At 52.4% G+C, this 19745-nt stretch carries 24 protein-coding genes; 7 read left to right on the top strand and 17 right to left on the bottom strand.

What is annotated here, in order from left to right; genetic code table 11:
* Window positions 1–86 precede the first annotated feature (86 nt).
* Together VI01_RS06420 and VI01_RS06415 are read right to left on the bottom strand one after the other, a co-directional pair.
* The gene (locus VI01_RS06420) at window positions 87–347 is read right to left on the bottom strand and encodes a hypothetical protein (protein ID WP_045814433.1); all 261 of its coding nucleotides are present in this window, start codon (window positions 345–347) and stop codon (window positions 87–89) included.
* Between the two features lie 117 nt (window positions 348–464).
* Complete coding sequence (locus tag VI01_RS06415; protein ID WP_045814432.1) at window positions 465–770, bottom strand: hypothetical protein; 306 nt, start codon at window positions 768–770, stop codon at window positions 465–467.
* A gap of 239 nt (window positions 771–1009) precedes the next feature.
* On the opposite strand from VI01_RS06415, the gene VI01_RS06410 reads away from it, so the two are divergent.
* Window positions 1010–1309, top strand: coding sequence for a hypothetical protein (locus VI01_RS06410; RefSeq protein WP_052696964.1), 300 nt, complete (start codon window positions 1010–1012; stop codon window positions 1307–1309).
* 41 nt (window positions 1310–1350) lie between these two features.
* On the opposite strand, the gene VI01_RS06405 is transcribed toward VI01_RS06410, so the two are convergent.
* Complete coding sequence (locus VI01_RS06405) at window positions 1351–2511, bottom strand: diguanylate phosphodiesterase (RefSeq protein WP_045814431.1); 1161 nt, start codon at window positions 2509–2511, stop codon at window positions 1351–1353.
* Window positions 2512–3079: 568 nt separating this feature from the next.
* Between VI01_RS06405 and VI01_RS06400 the strand changes: the two genes are divergently transcribed.
* Entirely contained in the window at window positions 3080–3340 is a 261-nt protein-coding gene (locus VI01_RS06400; RefSeq protein WP_045814436.1) for a hypothetical protein, read from the top strand.
* 959 nt (window positions 3341–4299) lie between these two features.
* Here VI01_RS06400 and VI01_RS06395 read toward each other — a convergent pair.
* From VI01_RS06395 to VI01_RS06385, 3 genes are all read right to left on the bottom strand, one after another.
* Window positions 4300–4512, bottom strand: coding sequence for a biofilm development regulator YmgB/AriR family protein (locus VI01_RS06395; RefSeq protein WP_045814430.1), 213 nt, complete (start codon window positions 4510–4512; stop codon window positions 4300–4302).
* A 290-nt stretch (window positions 4513–4802) separates the two neighbouring features.
* Window positions 4803–5111, bottom strand: a complete 309-nt coding sequence (locus VI01_RS06390; protein WP_045814429.1) for a hypothetical protein — start codon at window positions 5109–5111, stop codon at window positions 4803–4805.
* A gap of 680 nt (window positions 5112–5791) precedes the next feature.
* The gene (locus tag VI01_RS06385) at window positions 5792–6331 is read right to left on the bottom strand and encodes a VOC family protein (RefSeq protein WP_045814428.1); all 540 of its coding nucleotides are present in this window, start codon (window positions 6329–6331) and stop codon (window positions 5792–5794) included.
* A gap of 134 nt (window positions 6332–6465) precedes the next feature.
* On the opposite strand from VI01_RS06385, the gene VI01_RS24705 reads away from it, so the two are divergent.
* Window positions 6466–6822, top strand: coding sequence for a DUF4440 domain-containing protein (locus VI01_RS24705; RefSeq protein WP_075564079.1), 357 nt, complete (start codon window positions 6466–6468; stop codon window positions 6820–6822).
* Between the two features lie 131 nt (window positions 6823–6953).
* On the opposite strand, the gene VI01_RS06380 is transcribed toward VI01_RS24705, so the two are convergent.
* A complete protein-coding gene (locus VI01_RS06380; protein WP_369801863.1) occupies window positions 6954–7364 on the bottom strand; it encodes a cupin domain-containing protein in 411 nt (136 codons plus the stop codon).
* A 79-nt stretch (window positions 7365–7443) separates the two neighbouring features.
* On the opposite strand from VI01_RS06380, the gene VI01_RS24700 reads away from it, so the two are divergent.
* Window positions 7444–7701, top strand: coding sequence for a tyrosine-type recombinase/integrase (locus VI01_RS24700; RefSeq protein ID WP_075564078.1), 258 nt, complete (start codon window positions 7444–7446; stop codon window positions 7699–7701).
* A gap of 48 nt (window positions 7702–7749) precedes the next feature.
* The gene (ttcA, locus tag VI01_RS06370; protein ID WP_045814426.1) at window positions 7750–8685 is read left to right on the top strand and encodes a tRNA 2-thiocytidine(32) synthetase TtcA; all 936 of its coding nucleotides are present in this window, start codon (window positions 7750–7752) and stop codon (window positions 8683–8685) included.
* 52 nt (window positions 8686–8737) lie between these two features.
* Here the strand turns inward: ttcA and VI01_RS25555 are convergent, their stop codons facing one another.
* From VI01_RS25555 to VI01_RS06360, 3 genes are all read right to left on the bottom strand, one after another.
* Window positions 8738–8884 carry a hypothetical protein gene (locus VI01_RS25555; RefSeq protein ID WP_167347098.1) on the bottom strand — a complete coding sequence of 49 codons (147 nt, stop codon included), beginning with the start codon at window positions 8882–8884 and terminating at the stop codon, window positions 8738–8740.
* Between the two features lie 306 nt (window positions 8885–9190).
* A complete protein-coding gene (gene zntB / locus VI01_RS06365; protein ID WP_045814425.1) occupies window positions 9191–10174 on the bottom strand; it encodes a zinc transporter ZntB in 984 nt (327 codons plus the stop codon).
* Window positions 10175–10387: 213 nt separating this feature from the next.
* Window positions 10388–12007 carry an ABC transporter substrate-binding protein gene (locus tag VI01_RS06360; RefSeq protein ID WP_045814424.1) on the bottom strand — a complete coding sequence of 540 codons (1620 nt, stop codon included), beginning with the start codon at window positions 12005–12007 and terminating at the stop codon, window positions 10388–10390.
* 212 nt (window positions 12008–12219) lie between these two features.
* On the opposite strand from VI01_RS06360, the gene mpaA reads away from it, so the two are divergent.
* On the top strand, window positions 12220–12933 hold the full coding sequence (mpaA, locus tag VI01_RS06355) for a murein tripeptide amidase MpaA (RefSeq protein WP_045814423.1): 714 nt from the start codon (window positions 12220–12222) through the stop codon (window positions 12931–12933).
* Here the strand turns inward: mpaA and ycjG are convergent.
* Window positions 12902–13888 (bottom strand): L-Ala-D/L-Glu epimerase, encoded by a 987-nt coding sequence (gene ycjG / locus VI01_RS06350; RefSeq protein ID WP_045814422.1) that lies wholly within the window; start codon window positions 13886–13888, stop codon window positions 12902–12904. The two genes, mpaA and ycjG, sit on opposite strands and share 32 nt — an antisense overlap.
* A 153-nt stretch (window positions 13889–14041) precedes the next feature.
* On the opposite strand from ycjG, the gene tpx reads away from it, so the two are divergent.
* Entirely contained in the window at window positions 14042–14545 is a 504-nt protein-coding gene (tpx, locus tag VI01_RS06345; protein WP_038646744.1) for a thiol peroxidase, read from the top strand.
* A 76-nt stretch (window positions 14546–14621) separates the two neighbouring features.
* On the opposite strand, the gene tyrR is transcribed toward tpx, so the two are convergent.
* The 6 genes from tyrR to pspB form a co-directional block, all read right to left on the bottom strand.
* Window positions 14622–16187, bottom strand: a complete 1566-nt coding sequence (tyrR, locus tag VI01_RS06340) for a transcriptional regulator TyrR (protein WP_034821366.1) — start codon at window positions 16185–16187, stop codon at window positions 14622–14624.
* 213 nt (window positions 16188–16400) lie between these two features.
* On the bottom strand, window positions 16401–17474 hold the full coding sequence (locus VI01_RS06335; RefSeq protein ID WP_045814421.1) for a YcjF family protein: 1074 nt from the start codon (window positions 17472–17474) through the stop codon (window positions 16401–16403).
* Entirely contained in the window at window positions 17471–18868 is a 1398-nt protein-coding gene (locus VI01_RS06330; protein ID WP_045814420.1) for a YcjX family protein, read from the bottom strand. Before VI01_RS06330 ends, VI01_RS06335 begins: the two co-directional genes overlap by 4 nt.
* Entirely contained in the window at window positions 18849–19097 is a 249-nt protein-coding gene (gene pspD / locus VI01_RS06325) for a phage shock protein PspD (RefSeq protein WP_045814419.1), read from the bottom strand. Before pspD ends, VI01_RS06330 begins: the two co-directional genes overlap by 20 nt.
* A gap of 57 nt (window positions 19098–19154) precedes the next feature.
* Window positions 19155–19502 (bottom strand): envelope stress response membrane protein PspC, encoded by a 348-nt coding sequence (gene pspC, locus VI01_RS06320; RefSeq protein WP_045814418.1) that lies wholly within the window; start codon window positions 19500–19502, stop codon window positions 19155–19157.
* Window positions 19499–19726, bottom strand: a complete 228-nt coding sequence (gene pspB / locus VI01_RS06315) for an envelope stress response membrane protein PspB (protein WP_034821383.1) — start codon at window positions 19724–19726, stop codon at window positions 19499–19501. Before pspB ends, pspC begins: the two co-directional genes overlap by 4 nt.
* Window positions 19727–19745: the final 19 nt, after the last annotated feature.

The raw sequence follows: 19745 nt of genomic DNA, 5'->3' as shown, positions 1-19745 counted from the left end.
TCATTCATATGACCTCCGTCCGTAGGGTGGATAAGTGTACAGTATAGTAGAAATACACCGTGCCAGATTCCGCAGCTCTTATGAAGTCAGTGCAGCTTCTGCTCTGTTGGCCCGGCAGCCCTTCCCACTCCGTACTTTTCACCGTCGCGAAGACGCATTTCCCGCCGTACTTCTTCGATAGCACGCAAACCCGCGCGAATCCGATCTTCATCCGTTTCATGTTCAATGGCCGACCGCAGGCGATCCGTGAGTGCCGCCCAGCTTATGGCCACTTCTTCATCCAGCAGGGCCGTGACGGCCTCGCCAAGCATAATGTCGGCCATTTTTTCTTCAAAGTCATTTTTCATGGGATTATCCGGCAGCAGGTTTCGGGGGAAGAGCTTACCACAGCCGCACCAGCCCGAACACGACCAGAGAAAAGGCCCTGCAAAAACTTTAACGACATAACGTGCTCCGGAAGCATTTTACTTCTGCGCCGGTATTTTCTTTCTGAGGCCGCGCTGCTCAGAGGCGGACGGTGTGACATTCGGTGCCGATGCCCTCCTGTCAAGACGGTAAAGACAGACGTCGCCACGCTCCGCCAGGCTAACCGGCCAGATCATCGCCGCGTTACCGTCCTCCACGTAAAGCTCGCCCAGCGGCTGTACAACGGCCCAGGGCTCACCCAGTGAGCGACGCAACTGCAGTAATTCCTTCGCCATCGTTACGACTTCCGCGTCATGGCTGTCCGGATTACTGGCGATTTGGCTGAGCCGGTCTTCGCTGATCATCGCTGCTTCCCCTGTCCGTTATTGCCTGTTGCACTGATAGTCTGCCGGCGTATTGCCGGACACGCCCCACTTACGCATGATGCAGAAATATGCGGCGCTGAAAGAGGGCTGAGTGATTGCCTTTACGAAATTTTTACGCTTAATACCGTGCTGACAGCTTGCAGAGTCCGCAACCAGTTCTACGCTGGGCAGACCAGTGAAAAGAGTACCGATTTTAAAACAATAAAAGGCGAAGAAAAATGATTTTAAGTGAATTTATGGTGAAGGTGAACCGCTGGCCTGACATGCATTTCACAGCAATCGAAAGCGAGCAGCGAGATGCCGTCATCGAGATTTATGCAATAGACTTCTCAAATCAGACCAAAAGCCGGCTGCTTATTTACCGCACGACCGATACACAACACGCTTCGGCAATGATGACGCATTTCATTATCTGGCTTGAAAAAGCGAATCGTGGCAGAACTATGCGGAATGAAAGGGTTGAAGTATCGGCTGTTACGGCCGCGCAGCCTTCAACTTACCTTACCACATCTCTTTAATTCTACTGGGCCCGCCCTGGGCCCTTATCTTTTCCAGTGCATCAGATTGCCTCGCGGGTCTCCGGCCAGGCAACAGCCGCGCCTTCTGCAGTGAACAGGGCACCCTGGAAATCAGTGACACCAGCTGCCTCCAGCCACATCCACTCCTCCGGCTGTTCGATACCCGCAGCAATGACGTTTATCTCCAGCGCTGAACAACAGCGAAGCACCGCGTGTACCACCGCCTGACGGGGACCGCTGCGGTGAATATTGCGCACGATCGCTGCGCCGATGCGCACGCGGTCCGGCTGGACGTGCGCCAGCAGAGACAGTCCTGCCGAACCGTCACCAAAGTTGTCGATAGAGATACTGATACCCGCTTGCTTCAGTTGGCGTACCGCCTGAGTGAATGATTCCAGCTGAGAGATAACCTCTGTTTCACTGACGCCGAGTATTATTTGCTGCGGCACCAGCTCAGCACGGTCAATTGCGTTAATGAGCCGGCTGATGGCATCCGGAAGGTTAACCAGCGTCATGGGCAATATGCTGACGTATAACATGATGTCGTCGGGACACGATCTGCCTGCCTTGTTCAGTGCCTCTGTGACGACGCTTAGGTTATACGCATACAGCGCTTCGCCGGTTAGTCCATCCGGGGCGTCATCGGGTATGGCCTCGATGGCTGTGACTTCACGACCCAGAGGATCAACCACCGGGCGGAAGGTGACGCCCACAGCCGGGAACGAAGGACCGTTCTCATCCGGTACAAAGTCCCAGTAGTCAGCGGGCAAAACTTCGAAGTAGTTTTCTTTCTCACGGGCTTCCACGAAGGTTCGTAAGAACTGTAGGCCCCGATCGTCGTAAGTCAGGCGATATTTAGACGTGCCGCGGTCAAGCACCGCCTGCAGCACACTGCCGCTGTCATGGCGGCGCAGGTCAAACAGCTCCATACCATGGTTGCCGAAGCGGCGCGACGGTGAATAGTCGCGCATCAGCTCAACCACATTGTGGTGACGCCGGTCGGCGCAGATACGACCATAGATGTCCTGCACGCCCTCCTCCGGGCCCTCAAGAATCTGAAAGAAGTGCGTGCCGTTAAAGAGCAGGATCCCCGTGACCTGATGCCGTGCGTTGAGCAGGCTGGCTTTCTCAACCATACCCGGCAGGATGTTGATGGGTACCTCATCGGCGAGATGGCTTCGGTAAATAATTGTTGTAAGCATTTCTGGCTCCATATTACCGCAGATTGTCACAGGCACCATAGCAGTTGGCTGACCATTCTCAAACCGGACCGGTAGTCACCCTCACCACACCGCGACTTCAACGACCCAGACATCATTAAGCCTGTTTGTCCTCAACACTGGCATTAATTCATGAGGGTGCCGCGCTTCGCAAAGCCAGTACGTACAACAGCAAAATATGTACACAAAGTAATATCTTTCGATTTGAGCGCCTCCGGCATGCGTTTACCTCAAATCCTAATCAACAGTACTGAATCTGCGCGCCGCGAAAGACTCAAGGTTACGGGCAGCACACCCCCACATTCACGCAGACAAAATCTGATGGACAGAACAGCCTGATTTAATTATCAGCGAATCAATTCATCAGGCCACGGTTAATTCTTAGTGGATTACGTAAGTAGATTTTTTGCATGAAGGGTCCAATAAACTCAGCAATTGATACAAATTATTACGAATATAGCTTTTTTCAGAATTACCTACGGGCACTTTCACCATCAGCGACTACAGTGTGACGTGAGGCTGTCATCAACGTGAAATGGAGGTAGTTAATTTGTCTAATCATCACGACGGGAAAGGGCACGTCATTATTGGCGAAGCGGCATTGAGCCTTGCGCTGGGTGAAAAAGAGATAAGCGTACAATCGCTTATTGCTGAGCTTGGAAGCATGGCACAAGCCGGCGGCAGCGATAACCGGCTCACGGAAATATCGGAAGCCAGAAGTTGGCTGAAAAGCTTCCATGAGCCTGATCAGGCCGTCCGGTATCTGCCGTACCTGCAGACTTCTGCAGACCTGAACGACGAGAAGAACTGACGCCAAAGGACGTAGTCCGGCTCTGGCCGGAAGACGACGATGAAGATGACCTCACCGGTCTCGCCAAGGCGTGCACCGGCCGGAGAACCTGTCAAGGACGACACCCTCCGGTAGTTCCGACTTATATCGCTTTAAAAAATGAATTTCACTACCTGACATCCCAGCATACAGTATCTCTTTTAACCGGAAGGAAAAACGTATGCCCCAGTTTTATTACATTCTCAATGCAGGACAGCATTACCAGTTACACGCCAGAGGATGCGTATGCCTGGAAGATCATCCGGAGCGTCAATTTCTAGGGTCTGCGCTCACCTATAGGCACGCCTATCAGATTGCATCGCAACGTCTGAATGTATGGGCCTCCATCTGTCGTTTGTGCATCGATGACAGTATGTCCGATACGCGGGACTCTTCGCTCACACTTCATGCGCGTTGAACTCTTTTAATCCTAAGTCACATTCCCGATAATGATTCATGCTCGGTAAAGTAACGCAGCTAAACTTAATGTCGTGTATTTAAAGATGACGGGAATAATCATGTCAGAACATTGTATTCATGATGTCGTTATACCGCTGCCAGGTCATGAAGACGAAGCACCTGGCGGCAATCATGATATTCCACCTGACCGTATATCCCCTTACTGATTGAACTGCCATCAGGCTGTTTTTTTCCCGCATGTTTATCAGCACCGCTTATTGGGGATATACTGTATATATCCCCAATAAGCGGAGCGCATCTGAAAACCGGAAATGAAATAGATGATCTTATGCATCAGGCTGTGGCGGTCGCGCTGAAACAACTTCTGCGTCCAAACGGGACCGTACATGTGCATGAACTCATCGCTGCCCTCTGGCGCCTGAAGGAGTCCACCCCGGACAAAATAACGCGCGACTCCTGTGAGCGGGCCATTAGGTTACTGGCAAAAAAACTCAATTGAAATTATGCGGCGCCAGCCGCTTTCAGACACCGGGTTCGTCCGGAGTAAATCTCACGACCAATTGGAGCAGGACGCGCAGAGTTTCCTGCCTTTCGGCGTTAGTTTCAACCATGAGCTGATTCATGATACGTTGCATAATGGTTTTGTTATTCACCGGTACCCCTATGTAAATTAGGCTGCGGATCATGTTATCCAGCGCTTCTTTCTGTAATGCATAACGGTCACCTTTAACCATAAGGCATGCCTGTATGTGTGCAACCGTATTGGTTTCTCTCATGCTGTGATGATCCCTGAATGCTCGCGCGATTCGCGTTGGTTTAAATTACGCATTGGCTGGATAAAAAGTTAAAGATTATAGCCTTGCAGTCATAAATACTGCCGCTAAGGTTAAGTATATGGCAGTAAATGTATTGCGGAACCAGCAAGCACAGATTCAGAATAAGCGGCTATATGGGTAAGTAAAATCCTGGCACTGACACATACGAAAGCGACAGGCATAACCGTACCTGCCGCCACAGTGTGTAGTTATCTTAAGTTATCGTCATCTGTCATCAAGCGGATGGTGCTTTCCTGCGATGTAGTGCCTGAATGGCCTGCATCTGGTAAAATCCAGCTATCTTCGCCAGTTGATTTAGCGCTGATACTACGGTGTCCTCGCAACCAGTTAATGGCTCCCCTGATTGCCTGGTCTCTCGAGTGACTACTGTCCGCCTTAAGCATCGCGGCCAATTCTGAGATAAGCGCATCGACGGTTATATCCTGGTCACGCACGGCTAGATTGACTGCTGCTTCACCAATAATTGCGTGACCGGTCATGTCTTCGCTGTACAACACGTTTACACCTCGCTAATGAATTAGAGAAAATTATTTACCACACCATTATTATAGCATTAACCTCCCTAATTATATTATTCACCCGATAGGTTATGCCTATTTAAAGATGTAACTCAATGGAGGAACTTTTCTTAACCTCTCTAAATATGTGAAATATATGAATTATTATTGCATGTAACAATCTTATCATTTATTTATAATAATGGTAGACTGGGGGTGATTTAGAGTTTTCTATTGTATAACAATCAATTATGACATTAAGGGGTCGAAATTTCTCAATGCTTATGTAAACGACTTAAATAAATACCTGGCGTCATTAATGATGAGGTGACTACCCGAATAAAGTCTTAACTAGCATAAGTAAAAGCAATTTAATAACGCGATGTAATAGCAATGCAAGATTAACTGCCCCTCCTCGTACTTAATATTCCCTCGTCGGTACTAAAGATTAGTGAAATAAATCCAGTCTTCACTTTAACTACCGGTTCCGGGGGAGTGAGCCAATACTCTGTTTGATCTGAGCAGAACTCAGAAGAGACATCTGATGATGAGAGTAAGAGGGCTGACTACATAGCTGACACAGTGCTTAAGCCAGCTATAGTTAAGTATTTGCCAGTTTTCAGACACGAACTGCGGGAGTGGGAGCCGGTTTAGTCAAGCACCCTTACCTGAGATGATAACTACGGTGTAGGTGTCCATGTCTCTGCTTCGCTATCATCGGGATAATAGTAACCATTCGGTATTGATTGAAGTTCAATCAGGCTGCCCCACGGAGCCTGAAAGTATACGCTGGCATTATTTTCTGTATCTTCATGACGGGAGTTCCCATGTATTTCTGAAAGAAGCCTTCCTCCCGCTGCTCTGACCCTTTCCACCGCATAATTTATATCGTCCACGTAAAGAGATATGTGATTCCAGCCAATATCCTGCAGCCTTACAGGTTGCTCCTGTTCTTCACTTTTTATCTCAAAAAGCTCGAGATTTGGACCATTACCAATCCGTAGCAAGCGCTGCTTGATAATCATTGACCCAGAGCTTAAGCCTAATTGTTTCTCTGTATCTGCCCCCTGTCGTGGATGATCATGGTCTGTTAGGCCGTCATAGACAAACCTCGCGTCCAGCGCCTTCTGTAAAAATTCAGTTGCCATTTGCAGGTCGGGAACGGTAAGCCCTACATGGTTTATGCCCCTGCTTGGCGCGCGCGTCGGTATATTTTCCATACATACTCTCCAGTTAAAATTATGATAACTTCTACAAAGAGTAGTACTTTTCTGCCCAGTGAGCGGCGCCATAACTCATTGACACCCTTTCAATTCAAAAAAACGTCCTGCTAAATCATTAGAGGTCAATTACAATGCTCCTTGAAAAGCTCATGTGGCTTGAATGCAGCCTTCACGGTGAAAAACGCAACGATCGGAATTGGCTCGAGCATCTTCTTCATCCTGAATTCCTGGAGATTACACGTTCAGGCATGATGGTCGATCGCTCAGACACGATCATGTCGCTAAAGAGCGAGAAAACTTCAAGTCCAATCGTAAGCAGCAACTTCCGGCTGATCGAAATAAGTGAAAGTTGCGTAATACTTCTTTACCATACGTCTGATGCTGACGGGAGCCGACCCGCATTACGTTGCTCTTACTGGCTAACTTCGAAAGAGGGCCAGTGGTCTCTGAATTTCCATCAGGGTACGCCTATAGCAACTGGTGCTTAGTGAATTAACAGCACTGTTATGTTCTGGTGTGATGCCCGGCACGTTCGAATATGAAATGAGTTCGACGGGTCGGTGCAACACAACCCTCACCAAAATGTAGGGTAAAATTCTGAGTACTGTGGTCTTTTAAATCAGGGCCTAATATTCAGGTTTCTCTCCAGGCAGAGGTTCTGAAAGCTCCTGACCTTCAACTCCTGCGTAAAAAAAACCAGTTCAGCCCCCAGTTCGGACGTATACCCGCGATGTGCGCTATTTACCGTTTCATTAATCGCCTCACCCGCTTTAGCGCGATATGTGACGCCTGTATTCTTGTTTTCAATCGTCAACTGTCCCGACAGAACGTAGGCCGTGTTAGGTATGGCATGTGTATGCCAGGGCAGTTCGGTAACAGGAGGTAGAGACATACGCATAACCGATATGAGTGGCTTGCCTTGGAGATACGCTTCATAAGACTGCTTATTCCATGCTGCCCCACTCTGTAGAACAAGTTTATGTTCGATCTTATCCGAACCTTTATTTGGGATCAGCTCTGCGTTTGCCATTGTCTATCCTTTTAATCGTGTATTTTCATGTTTTCAGACAAAAGTTTAGCAGAGGCAGAAAGATTGCTTTTTAAGCTCAATCCCAGAACAGCTCCAGAGCCGGACATTGAAAATTCATATTAATAATCAGATTGGAACTGGAATTCGCCGCCGTAATCCGTACCATACGCGACATACTTTTGCCTGCTGGCTTTTGACGGCAGGCGCAAACCCGTCTTTCATAGCGAATCAGATGGGACATGAGAACGCGCAGATGGTGTGTAAAATCTACGCGACATGGATTGAAGAGATGAATGGCGAGCAGGTAGATATGCTCAACAGCAAACTGGCGATCTGAAATGACTTGCCCATTGCATGCCCCTTTTGTTTTCTGAGACAGTTAATAATGCAAGAAAATCAAGAAGTAACAAAGAAAGAACAATACAACCTGAACAAGCTTCAGAAGCGTCTGCGTCGCAACGTGGGTGAGGCCATTGCTGATTTCAACATGATTGAAGAAGGCGATCGCATCATGGTCTGCCTGTCTGGCGGTAAAGACAGCTATACCATGCTGGAAATTTTGCGCAATTTGCAGAAGAGCGCGCCGGTTAACTTCTCACTGGTGGCGGTTAATCTCGACCAGAAACAGCCAGGATTCCCGGCGCATATTCTGCCCGCGTATCTGGAAGAACAGGGTGTTGAGTATAAAATCGTCGACGAAGATACTTACTCGATCGTTAAAGAGAAAATTCCGGAAGGCAAGACCACCTGTTCGCTCTGTTCACGACTGCGTCGCGGGATTCTTTACCGCACCGCCACTGAACTGGGTTGTACTAAGATTGCGCTAGGCCATCATCGCGACGATATCCTGCAGACCCTGTTCCTGAACATGTTCTACGGCGGCAAAATGAAAGGCATGCCACCAAAACTGATGAGTGATGATGGCAAACATATTGTCATCCGTCCGCTGGCCTATTGCCGCGAAAAAGACATCATCCGCTTTGCTGAAGCGCGCCAGTATCCGATCATTCCCTGCAATCTGTGCGGTTCACAACCGAACCTCCAGCGTCAGGTCGTTGCGGATATGCTGCGTGACTGGGATAAACGCTATCCTGGCCGTATCGAAACCATGTTCAGTGCGATGCAGAACATTGTGCCTTCGCACATGGCGGACATTAATTTGTTCGACTTTAAAGGCATCCAGCACGGCGATGAAGTGGTCGACGGCGGCGATATTGGCTTTGATCGCGAAAAACTGCCGGTGAAACCTGCGGGCTGGCAGCCGGACGAAGAAGACGCGCCGGAAATGAGCGTTCGTCTGGATGTATTAGAAATTAAGTAATTGGCAGACGAATTAAAAACAGGCGCAGCGCTTCGGCTCTGCGCCTTTTTTGTTACCGATGGGGAGGCGGATCGATGATCGGTGGAAACTCGGGATCGTAGGGAGGATCAGGTTCCGGAATCGGCTGCGGATGAGGAATCGGTTCTGGAATCGGTGGCGGATCGGTTGGAATGGGATCGCTCGCAATGAGTTCTTGCATGCCCTGCTCCTTATTGCTGAATGTCCTTAAAGCATAGGTAATGAAGCGCGGCCAAGCCAAGCGGGCAAAAAAAAGCCGGCGGATTAGCCGGCGTTGTACGAATCAAATGTGCTATGCAGTAATTCTAAAAAAGGAAGTAAGACAATATGGAGCGCAACGCCCATCGCTTGACGTTGCATTCACCTGCGAGAGAGAGTTTGCCCCTGTTAGGCGATCCACTTATTGATATCGATCAGGTTTTTCCCGCTTTTTTGCTTGCGGCACTTTATTTAACAGCGGGTTAACGCTTATAACCTGAGCCTTACATTACAACCAGTTGCGTCGTTTGAGCCATATCGCCACACCCACCACCATCACCAGCAGTAGTACGCAGAACGCGGTAAAGCCCAGCGGCCAACTACCCCCCGGAATACCGCCAAGGTTGACGCCAAACAATCCTGTCAGGAATGTCGCAGGCAGGAAAATCATCGCCATCAGCGACATGGTATAGGTGCGGCGGTTCATTGATTCTGCCAGCAAAGACGCGACTTCATCGGCCAGTATCCCCGTTCGCGCTACGCCTGCATTGAGGTCATCCAGGCCGCGTCCCAGACGATCGGCAACGTCCTGCATACGACGGCGATCGTCATCATTCATCCATGGCAGTTTTTCACTCGCCAGACGGGCATAAACATCACGCTGCGGCGCCATATAACGACGCATCACAATCAGTTGCTTACGCAGCAGCGCTAGCTCACCGCGCGCCGGGACCTGTTGATCCATCAGCGCATCTTCCAGCTCGATGATTTTGTCGTGCATCTCTTCGATAAATTCGCTGGCGTGATCGGTCAGCGCATCGCAGACATCCACTAACCAGCTGCCGCCATCCACCGGGCCGTTACCGTTATGCAAATCGGCCAGCACTTCATCAATGGCATACACCTTTCGCCGGCGCGTGGAAACAATCACTTTATCGTTGATAAACACGCGCATGGCGACGAGTTGATCGGGGCGTGAATCGGCATTGTGGTTGACGCTGCGCAGCACAATCATAAAGCCATCGCCTAAGCGAGTGACACGGGGACGCATGCTGTCGCCCGCGAGTGCATCACGCACGGAATCGGGGATCAAGGGGGTATTTTGCAGCCACTCGGCACTTTGCCGTTGCGTGTAGTTCAGATGCAACCAGCACGGGCGCTCACAGTTGATCACATCTTTATCTTCAATCGGAATCATCCCGCCTTTGCCGTCCAGCTGGCAGGAGATAATCGCATCCGATACTTTTAGCGCTTTTCCTTCAATGACGTTCACTGACTCGCCTCACTATCAAAATCAATACGATACAGTCTAGCGTGGCGGCGACGAGTTGCAATCATCAGGCTGTGAGCAAAGATGACAAGGCAGAGGTGAGCATCCGCTGAAAGCGAGAGCGGCAACAACGTCACTGGATGCGCCTCCCTAATCCGTTGCACCGGTTAAGGAGACGCACACCATCACGCCACTCTGCTGATTAGCGTCGCTAAATCAGTGCTTTTCGATCCACAGTTCGCGGCTGTATGCGACATCTTCGGGATTGGTGATCGGATAACCTTTGACCCACGGTTTGATCAAGCGCCCGTTGGTATATTGATAGATCGGGGCGATCGGCGCCTGATCGGCAATGATCTGCTCCGCTTTGTCATAGTCGGTATTGCGTGCAGCCACGCTAGTTTCCATGCTGGCTTTGGTCAGCACCGCATCATAATCCGTGCTGTGGAAACGGGCGATATTGCCGGTGTGCGTTGAGGTCAACAAACTCAGGAAAGTGGACGGTTCATTGTAATCCCCGACCCATGACGCACGAATCACATCAAAGTTACCGCTGTTGCGGCTGTCGATGTAGGTTTTCCACTCCTGGTTTTGCAGCGTAACGTCCACTCCAAGGTTCTTTTTCCACATTGACGCCACGGCGATGGCAATCTTCTGATGGCTTTCCGAGGTGTTATACAGCAGCGTCAAATGCAGCGGCTTGCCAGGGCCATAACCGGCGGAGGTCAGCAACGCTTTTGCCTGAGCATTGAGCTCTTGCTGGCTGTGCTGCTGGAGATAACTTTGCTGCGCTGTAAACCCTGCGGTGACGTCCGGAGTGAAGTGCCAGGCCGGTTTTTCCCCGGTGCCCAGAACTTTCTCCGCGATGATGTGGCGATCGATGCTCCATGATAACGCTTTGCGCACGCGCACGTCGGCAGTCGGTCCCTTTTCCGTGTTAAAAGCGTAGTAATAGGTGCCCAACTGATCCGGCGTATACACCTGTCCCGGCAGCTCTTTTTTCAGCAGCGCATACATATTTTTCGGGAAGGATTCGGTGATATCAATGTCGCCCGCGCGGTAGCGTTTGGTCGCGCTGGACTCTTCATTGATAGGGATAAAGGTCACTTTGGTCAGTACGGAATGGCTGTTATCCCAATAGTGTTGATTTCGTACCAGTACAATCTTTTCATTCACCACACGATCCTGCAATTGATAGGCGCCGTTACCCACCAGTTTTCCCGGCGCCGTCCAGCTATCAGGGTTTTGCTCAATCACCTTTTGCGGGACGGGATACATCGCGGCATTCGCGACCATGCTCGGGAACCATGGCACAGGGCGTGACAATGTCACCTTAAGATGATTCGCATCAGTGGCTGTCACGCCCAGCTTATCGGCACTCATCTGCCCTTTGGTAATGGCATCCGCGTTTTCGATGCCACTCAGCGCGGCAAACCACGCAAAGGGAGAACTGTTTTTCGGCTCCACCAGGCGCTGCCAGCTGTAGACGAAGTCCTGCGCTGTCACCGGTTCGCCATTTGACCAGCGCGCATCTTTGCGTAGCGTGAAAATCCAGGTTTTGTTGTCGTTGCTGTGCCAGCTTTCAGCCACGCCCGGCACGATTTTTCCGTGTGCGTCCTGATTGGTCAGCCCTTCGAACAGATCACGCATGACCTGAATTTCTGGCAGACCCACGGCTTTCATTGGATCCAGAGAAGCAGGTTCGTCTTTAATATGGCGAACAATTTCCTGTGTTGGCGCTAACTGTGCGCCCGCTGGCACATTAGCGGCAAACACCGGTGAGAAAACACCAGCAATCATTACGGCGGCCAGCGTCTTGCGGAAAGTTAATTTCATCACCACTCCTTTACCCAAAAAAAATGGCGACTGCGAAGAGGTCTGCGTCGCCAGCGTCTTTGGTGACTCTATCGCAAATTGCTGATTGATATATAGCTATTTCCCTGTCTGCTGTTTACCGTTATGTTGAGGCTGAATTGTCGGTCACATTTTTTAATCCTGAAGCGCCTGGCCATCCTGGCGCTCATTGCACGATTTCAGAGAGGAATGTCATGTCGTCACATCATCCCCGCCCGCTGCGCGGCAAACTCGACGCGGTCTGGCAACAATATGGGCAATCGGTGCTCGGTGCACCGCTGCTGTGGTTCCCGGCCCCGGCGGCCGATGCCGACAGTGGGTTGATCATTGCCGGCACGCACGGTGATGAAAATGCCGCCGTCGCGACGCTATCCGGTGCAATGCGCACGCTGCCGGAGCCACTGCGCCGTCATCATGTGGTGCTGGCGGTGAATCCGGATGGTTGCCAGTTGGGGCTGCGTGCCAATGCGAACGGGGTCGATCTCAACCGCAATTTCCCGGCCGCCAATTGGCAAAATGGCGACACGGTCTATCGCTGGAACAGCGCAGCGGACGAACGTGATGTGGTGCTGTCGACGGGCAGCAGCCCCGCTTCTGAACCGGAAACACGCGCACTCTGCCAGTTGATTCATCAGATTAAGCCGCGTTGGGTGGTGTCCTGGCATGAGCCACTGGCTTGTATTGATGATCCACACCACAGTCACCTCGCGCAGTGGCTGGCTGAACAAACGCAATTACCGGTGGTGAGTAGCGTGGGCTATGCCACGCCGGGCTCATTTGGCAGCTGGTGCGACGATCTCGGCTTGTTGTGCATAACCGCCGAGATGCCGCCTATTTCGGTAGATGAAGCCACCGAGGTTTATCTTGATGCGATGATTAACCTGCTGCGCTGGCAGCCGCAGGTTTAAGCACGCCGTGTGAGAAATGCAGCGACGGCTCAACATCGGCAGCCAGCCAGGTTGGGCCGTCAAGATCGGCGAATTTTGCCAGCGGCGTGAGCGGCAGCGCGGCGCGAATCGCCCGTGAGGTGCATAACATACAGCCTAACATCACCGTAAAGCCCTGCTGACGCGCCGCGGTGGCCAACGCCAGCGCCTCGGTCAATCCTCCGGTTTTATCCAGCTTGATATTGACCATCTCATAGCGCCCTTTCAGCTGCGCCAGATTCTCCCGGGTGTGACAGCTCTCATCTGCGCAGATGGGAAGTGGGTGCACAAAGTTTGTCAGCGCAGCATCTTCAGCCGCCGGAAGCGGTTGCTCCAGCATCGCGACGTTCAGGTCTGCCAGTAACTGGCAGCGCGCCGCCAGCCCTTCAGCCTGCCAGGATTCATTGGCATCCACAATTAGCGTCGCTTCCGGTACGGCAGTGCGAATTGCCACCAGGCGCTCACTGATTAAATGATGATCGAGTTTGATCTTCAGCAAACGCGCACCATGCTGCCACAACGCTAACGCGCTGCTGGCCATCGCTTCCGGCGTATCGATACTCACTGTATGCGCAGTGATGATCTCCTCTGCCAACTCAACACCGCACAGCGCCTGCAAACTTTTACTCTGTTGCTGGCGTTCCAGGTCCCATAAGGCACAATCGAGGGCATTACGCGCGGCACCCGCCGCTAATGCCTGTTGCAGTTCGCCACGTGTCATACCGTCCTGAATAGCGGGCAACAGCGTGGCGATTTGTTGCAGCACCGAGTCTTCACTTTCGCCATAGCGTGCGTAAGGCGTGGCTTCACCCACGCCTTTCAGACCATCCTGTTCAATCTCGACCACCACAACATGCGCTTCTGTCCTGCTCCCGCGTGAAATAACAAACGGCGAATGCAACGGCCAGGCCTCTGGATAACTCTTCACTGTTCTCATTAATTCTCCTTAAATCCGTGGCTTAATTGCGATGTGCTTCTGCTATCGCGACGAAATGCGCTCGTAAACCCTTCAAAATTATGTCATAAACAAACGCTATATCTGCTCTGGCAGGCTTAATGCCAGACTTTTTCATCGCTAAAAGGAAATCGTATGTCTCAGAATGTTCACTTTCAGGGCAATCCGGTCCCGGTTGCAGGTCACTTCCCGCAGGCTGGCGAACAGGCTAAAGCTTTCAGTCTGGTCGCAAAGGACCTGAGTGACGTCTCCCTTTCTCAGTATGCAGGTAAACGCAAAGTTCTGAACATTTTCCCAAGTATTGATACCGGCGTCTGCGCGGCATCAGTGCGCAAGTTCAACGAGCGTTCCGGCGAATCCGACAACACTGTGGTGCTCTGCATCTCTGCCGATCTGCCGTTTGCCCAGTCTCGTTTCTGCGGTGCAGAAAACGTGAGCAACGTCGTGACTCTGTCAGCGCTGCGCGGTGCTGAATTTAAAGAAGATTACGGTGTGGCAATCGCTGATGGCCCACTGAAAGGCCTGACTGCACGTGCTGTAGTGGTGCTGGATGAAAACGACAAAGTGATTTACAGCGAATTGGTGAACGAAATCACCGAAGAGCCAAACTATGATGCGGCACTGGCTGCACTGAAGTAAGTATTAAGATGATGTGATAAGGGCGCACTTTGTGAAGTGCGCCCTTTTTTATGGCTGCGAGCTATGCGCTAGCAGGTCATTCACTTTCGCCACGTTTTTGCCCTAAACCGTATTCGCGCAATTTGTTGGCTATCGCGGTATGCGACACACCCAGGCGTTTTGCCAGTTTGCGCGTGCTGGGATAAGACAAATAGAGGCGCGTCAGCACCGAACGCTCGAAACGGCTGGTGATCTCATCCAGCGAACCTTCCATCGCTTCTTCGCCCAACGTCACATCTAATGCCTGCTCAGGCAGAATGATGTCCTGAGGACGCAACTCGTAGCCTTCCAGCTGCGTCAGTGCACGATACAGTGCATTCTTTAACTGTCGTACGTTACCTGGCCAGTTATAGCGCGTCAGGAACGGTGCGAGCTGCGGTGACAAACGCGGACGCGGCAGCCCCTGCTCATCGGCAAAGCGCGCCACAAACATCTCCGTCAGCGGCAGGATGTCCAGCGGACGCTCTCGCAACGGCGGCAAATTGAGCGTCAGTACATTAAGGCGGTAAAACAGGTCTTCACGGAACTCACCCCGTTGCACCAGCTCGATCAGGTTCTTCTGCGTGGCACAAATGACGCGCACATCCACATGTACTTCATGTTCTTCACCCACGCGACGGAAAGTCCCATCGTTGAGGAAGCGCAGCAGTTTTGTCTGCATGCGCGGTGACATCTCACCAATCTCATCCAGCAGCACCGAGCCGCCGTTGGCCTGTTCAAAGAAGCCTTTCTTGCCTTCCAGCGCGTTCGGATAAGCGCCCGCCGCGTGACCAAAAAGCTCGCTCTCAGCCACATCATCCGGCAGAGACGCACAGTTAAGGGCCAGGAAGGGTTTTTTACCGCGTGCGCTGCGCAGATGGCAGGCGCGTGCCAGCATATCTTTGCCGGTGCCGGTATCGCCGACAATCAGCAGCGGCGCATCATGCATCGCCAGTTTACGTGCCTGATCGATCACCTGACGCATTTTCGGCGTCACTGCCACGATGTGGTCAAATTCCGACTCGTCCGTCACGGTGAGATTTTGCAGCTGGCGGCCCATGCGGGCGGTGGACTTCAGCGTGATCATTGCGCCGACGGGCTGATCGCTCTGCCCCTCTTCTTCTGCCAGATAAATCGGTCGGGCTTCCATCAGGAAATCACGTCCCTGAATCACAACGTGATGTGCCTGGGCTTCCACTCGCTCATTCTCGATCCAGCGCTGGAAATTGAAACCGGTGATCAGGGTTGCGGCGTTCTGATTACGCAGCTTCTGTTCATCGAGATTAAACAGGTTCTGCGCTGCCGGGTTGGCGAGTTCCACCTTGCATTTAAGGTCGATAGAGAACACCGGTTCCGGCATAGCAATGAGCAGTGCACTCAACGCGCGATGTTCACGTTCAGAGGGCATGTAGCTTACGGTGCGCACATCTGTTACGCCCGGTGTACGGCGGATTTCCGCCATCAGCGTACTGAAGGGTTCGAATTCAAGGGCAGAAAAGTTGAGATAGATGCGACCGAGTGGCGCAATTTCAATACCGCGCAGGTCGATGTTGCGCGCAACCAGCAGGTCGAGTAGCTCGCGCGCCAGACCGATGCGGTCCTGGCAGAAAACTTCCAAACGCATTGCGATGAGCCTTAGTCAGGTTTTGATTTTAGAGATAATACGCTAACTTGCAGCGCCTCAGAAGAGGCCTGTCATGAAAAGTTGACAGCTTGAGGCAGGTGACGCGAAGAAGTGTAGCGGAACAACCCACAATAATCCCGCCAAATATCACATTTAACAAAGATAATTTCACCTTCCACCTGATTGGCAGCGTGAAAGGTGAGCAACAGGACATTATTTAGCAGCCTGCCCTGCTTTACCCCCACTCTTAGACAGGGATTCTTTTAGCTGAACCAATAGTTCCCGACGGAAATCTCCGAGACGCGGCTTATCATCTTCCAGCCATGGCAGCGGGCGACACAGTTCCATGGCTTTGATACCCAGACGCGCGGTCAGCAAACCGGCGCCAATGCCCTGAGCGGCGCGGGCTGAGAGGCGTGCGGCGATGTCTTGCGACATCCAATCCATCCCCACTTCACGCACCAACTCTGAGGCGCCGGCAAAGGCCATATTCAGCAACACTAAACGAAACAGGCGGATGCGGCTGAAATACCCCAACTCGATGCCATAAATAGCCGCAATGCGATTGACCAGTCGCAGGTTGCGCCAGGCGATAAATGCCATATCCACCAGCGCCAGTGGACTCACCGCAATCATCAACGTGGATTCCGCAGCGTGGCGGCTGATCTCACGATGCGCCTGACGATCCAGCACCGGTTGCACCAGTTGCGCGTATAGCATCACGATTTCACGGTCATTGTGGGTTTCATGCAGCGCCGCATGCCATCGCTGCAGTGCCGGATGCGCCTGATCGAGTTGCGCCTGTTGGGCCAGCTTTTCGCAAAAAGCACGCCCTTTACCGATACCGTGGCTGTGTAGCAACTCTCGTCCGATATCCCTTTCTTCTGCTCGCTGGCGCAGCCGGTAAAGTCGACGCCATTCGCCAATCAATGCCCCGGCTCCGGCAATCACAATCAGACTTCCTGCTACACCGGTGCCGAGCGAAAACCAATCGTGCGTGATCCAGGCATCATGCATCCACTGAGCGCCCTGCGCGACCACGCTGATGCCAAAAATCCCCAGACCCGCACCTACCAACTTGCGCCATAAACTGCGTTTGGGGCGCAGCGCGGCCTCAACCACTTTTTCACCTTCGCCCTCTGCCAGCGGCTCCGACTCTTGGGTAGCAAGAAACGCGCCCTCGCTTTCCTCACTGAAAGTGTGTGCCGCCCGCAGCGGTTGCTGCGCCTCCGCTTCGAGCGGTCGTGCAAAATCAATGCGCGGTTTTAAAGGGATTTCGTCGCTCATCGCAATTTATCTCCAAGTAAAAATTCCAGCGCGGCATCCATGCGAATGTGCGGCAGCGGCCGATCGACATCCAACTGCTGCGGCCGGAACTGTTCAAACTGAAATCCTTGCTGTTGCCAGAACTGATGTCCGGGCAAACGTGGCGGCACTTCACCCGGATAGAAGGTCAGCGCTTCGCCGTCATGAAGACGATGACCGCGCAGCGCGGGCAGCTTTTCGCCACGATGATCCACCAGCCCACTTTCGGTGGCCTGCACCGACGCCAGTCCAAGACAATCCATGCTGATCCCTTCAAACGCCGCGTTTTGCCAGGCATCCTGAACCAACTGTTGTAACAGCGACACCATATTGGCGTGCTGATCGGCCGTAATATGGTCAGCTTTGGTGGCAGCAAACAAGAGTTTGTCGATGACCGGGGAAAACAGACGACGGAATAGCGTGCGCTGCCCGTAATGGAAGCTCTGCATCAATTGGGTCAGCGCCAGGCGCATATCATTGAACGCCTGGGGTCCGCTGTTTAACGGTTGCAGACAATCCACCAGCACAATCTGGCGGTCAAAGCGCAGAAAATAATTTTTATAGAAACCTTTCACCACGTGCTGGCAGTAGTAGTTAAAACGTTGTTGCAGCACGGCAAAGTTACTGCCTGCAGGAGCCTGCAATAGCTTGCTGGCGTGAATCTCATCGACCTGTGGCCAAGGGAAGAATTGCAGCGCCGGGGCGCCTGCCATATCGCCCGGCAGCACAAAGCGGCCTGGCTGGATAAAGTGCAATCCCTCGGTTTTGCATTGATGCAGATAATCAGTCCAGGCAGCAGCGATCTCCGCCAGACGATTTTCATCCGCGGGGGCAAAGGGATCGAGACCCTGTGACAAGCTGTGCCAGTGTGACGCCCACTGCTGACGATCGCCCTGCAGCAACCCCATCATCTGTCGCGACCAGCTGAGATAATCCTGCGCCAGCATCGGCAGATCGAGCAACCATTCACCAGGGTAATCGACGATTTCCAGATACAGCGTGGCGGTATCTTTGAAATGGCGCAAAAGCGATTGTTCAGGCCGATAGCGCAGCGCCAGACGCATTTCGCTGACACCACGTGTCGGCGTTGGCCAGACGGGAGGCGTACCGTAGAGTTGCGCAAGCCCTTCGTCATAGGTAAAACGCGGCGTGCCCAGTTCCCGCTGAGGCACCCGTTTGACGCCGAGCAGGCGCTCTTCACGCACCACGGAAAACAGCGGCAAACGGGCGCCGCTGTGTACATTGAGAAGTTGGTTCACCAGCGTGGTGATAAACGCGGTTTTTCCGCTACGGCTCAGACCGGTTACGGCAAGGCGTAAGTGGCGGTCAACACCGCGGTTCATCAACGCGGCCAGTTCATTTTGCAGTCTTTTCATCCATCTCCCTGACGAAACGTGCGGACAGGCGTTTGAATGCCTTACTCAGCAACGGTTCCAGGGCGGCCGCCAGAAGCAGGCGCAACGGGCGACGCGCCACCGATTTCACTGCCCAGCCAGCTAACCCGCCGGGACCATAGGTTACTGCACTGATGATGATGAATTTCCCCGCCGACTTCAACGCAGGTGTTGCGCGGCGGCGCAGAGCAGTCATACGCGGATTGTACATCTCCACTCCTTAAGAATATGCGATGAAGCGGACCCGCTGTGGGCCCGGCGGAAATAATCAGATTTGGCGGAAGCGACTGCGCACGCTGAAGGTCTCTGAAGTGACGTAACGCTCTATATCTCGCACGTTGCGCTCATCACTTTTCAACGATGTTTCCAGCTCATCCAGCAAATCACGTGCCGTTGGCGTGTGTTGATCCGGCGCATCCGCGGGCTTTTCATCCAGCACAAAGCCCAGGATGAAGTACGCCAGCACGGTGAACATAAACAGCCCAAAGAACAGTGACAGCACCACAATCACACGCAACAGGCGCACCGGAATATCGAGATACTCGGCCAGACCGGCGCAAACACCGCGAATTTTCCCCTGCTGCGGGATGCGCCACAATTTGCGGCCATTCATCATGGTTGCCTCCAGTTCGGATGTTCTGCATCCAGAATCGCTTCGAGTGCTTCCACGCGTTCACGCATGCGGCGCGCGTCCTGGGTCAACTGTTGCAGACGCTGCATATCGCCTGATGACAATTCCGCGCCACCGTTGCGTTTGTTGCTGTAGTGCAGCCATAACCAGATCGGCGCTACAAAGAGCACGAAGATCGTCAGGGGTATGGCGAGAAAAAGTGCGCTCATTGACTCTCCTTAATCATTA

The organism is Pantoea sp. SM3 (assembly GCF_000963995.1).
Lineage (GTDB): Bacteria > Pseudomonadota > Gammaproteobacteria > Enterobacterales > Enterobacteriaceae > Pantoea > Pantoea rwandensis_B.
This window is presented reverse-complemented; position numbering and strand designations above follow the sequence as displayed.

What these genes read in the sequence shown, in the direction of transcription:
- VI01_RS06385 (WP_045814428.1), bottom strand. Translation starts at nt 6,331, where the DNA reads ATGGAAAATATACCGACGCGCGCGCCAAGCAGGGGCATAAACCATGTA.
- tpx (WP_038646744.1), top strand. Translation starts at nt 14,042, where the DNA reads ATGTCTCAGAATGTTCACTTTCAGGGCAATCCGGTCCCGGTTGCAGGT.
- mpaA (WP_045814423.1), top strand. Translation starts at nt 12,220, where the DNA reads ATGTCGTCACATCATCCCCGCCCGCTGCGCGGCAAACTCGACGCGGTC.
- ycjG (WP_045814422.1), bottom strand. Translation starts at nt 13,888, where the DNA reads ATGAGAACAGTGAAGAGTTATCCAGAGGCCTGGCCGTTGCATTCGCCG.
- pspD (WP_045814419.1), bottom strand. Translation starts at nt 19,097, where the DNA reads ATGTACAATCCGCGTATGACTGCTCTGCGCCGCCGCGCAACACCTGCG.
- VI01_RS24705 (WP_075564079.1), top strand. Translation starts at nt 6,466, where the DNA reads ATGCTCCTTGAAAAGCTCATGTGGCTTGAATGCAGCCTTCACGGTGAA.
- ttcA (WP_045814426.1), top strand. Translation starts at nt 7,750, where the DNA reads ATGCAAGAAAATCAAGAAGTAACAAAGAAAGAACAATACAACCTGAAC.
- VI01_RS06330 (WP_045814420.1), bottom strand. Translation starts at nt 18,868, where the DNA reads ATGAAAAGACTGCAAAATGAACTGGCCGCGTTGATGAACCGCGGTGTT.
- pspB (WP_034821383.1), bottom strand. Translation starts at nt 19,726, where the DNA reads ATGAGCGCACTTTTTCTCGCCATACCCCTGACGATCTTCGTGCTCTTT.
- tyrR (WP_034821366.1), bottom strand. Translation starts at nt 16,187, where the DNA reads ATGCGTTTGGAAGTTTTCTGCCAGGACCGCATCGGTCTGGCGCGCGAG.
- pspC (WP_045814418.1), bottom strand. Translation starts at nt 19,502, where the DNA reads ATGATGAATGGCCGCAAATTGTGGCGCATCCCGCAGCAGGGGAAAATT.
- VI01_RS25555 (WP_167347098.1), bottom strand. Translation starts at nt 8,884, where the DNA reads ATGCAAGAACTCATTGCGAGCGATCCCATTCCAACCGATCCGCCACCG.
- VI01_RS06380 (WP_369801863.1), bottom strand. Translation starts at nt 7,364, where the DNA reads ATGGCAAACGCAGAGCTGATCCCAAATAAAGGTTCGGATAAGATCGAA.
- VI01_RS06360 (WP_045814424.1), bottom strand. Translation starts at nt 12,007, where the DNA reads ATGAAATTAACTTTCCGCAAGACGCTGGCCGCCGTAATGATTGCTGGT.
- VI01_RS06395 (WP_045814430.1), bottom strand. Translation starts at nt 4,512, where the DNA reads ATGGTTAAAGGTGACCGTTATGCATTACAGAAAGAAGCGCTGGATAAC.
- VI01_RS06410 (WP_052696964.1), top strand. Translation starts at nt 1,010, where the DNA reads ATGATTTTAAGTGAATTTATGGTGAAGGTGAACCGCTGGCCTGACATG.
- VI01_RS06405 (WP_045814431.1), bottom strand. Translation starts at nt 2,511, where the DNA reads ATGCTTACAACAATTATTTACCGAAGCCATCTCGCCGATGAGGTACCC.
- VI01_RS06415 (WP_045814432.1), bottom strand. Translation starts at nt 770, where the DNA reads ATGATCAGCGAAGACCGGCTCAGCCAAATCGCCAGTAATCCGGACAGC.
- VI01_RS06420 (WP_045814433.1), bottom strand. Translation starts at nt 347, where the DNA reads ATGAAAAATGACTTTGAAGAAAAAATGGCCGACATTATGCTTGGCGAG.
- VI01_RS06335 (WP_045814421.1), bottom strand. Translation starts at nt 17,474, where the DNA reads ATGAGCGACGAAATCCCTTTAAAACCGCGCATTGATTTTGCACGACCG.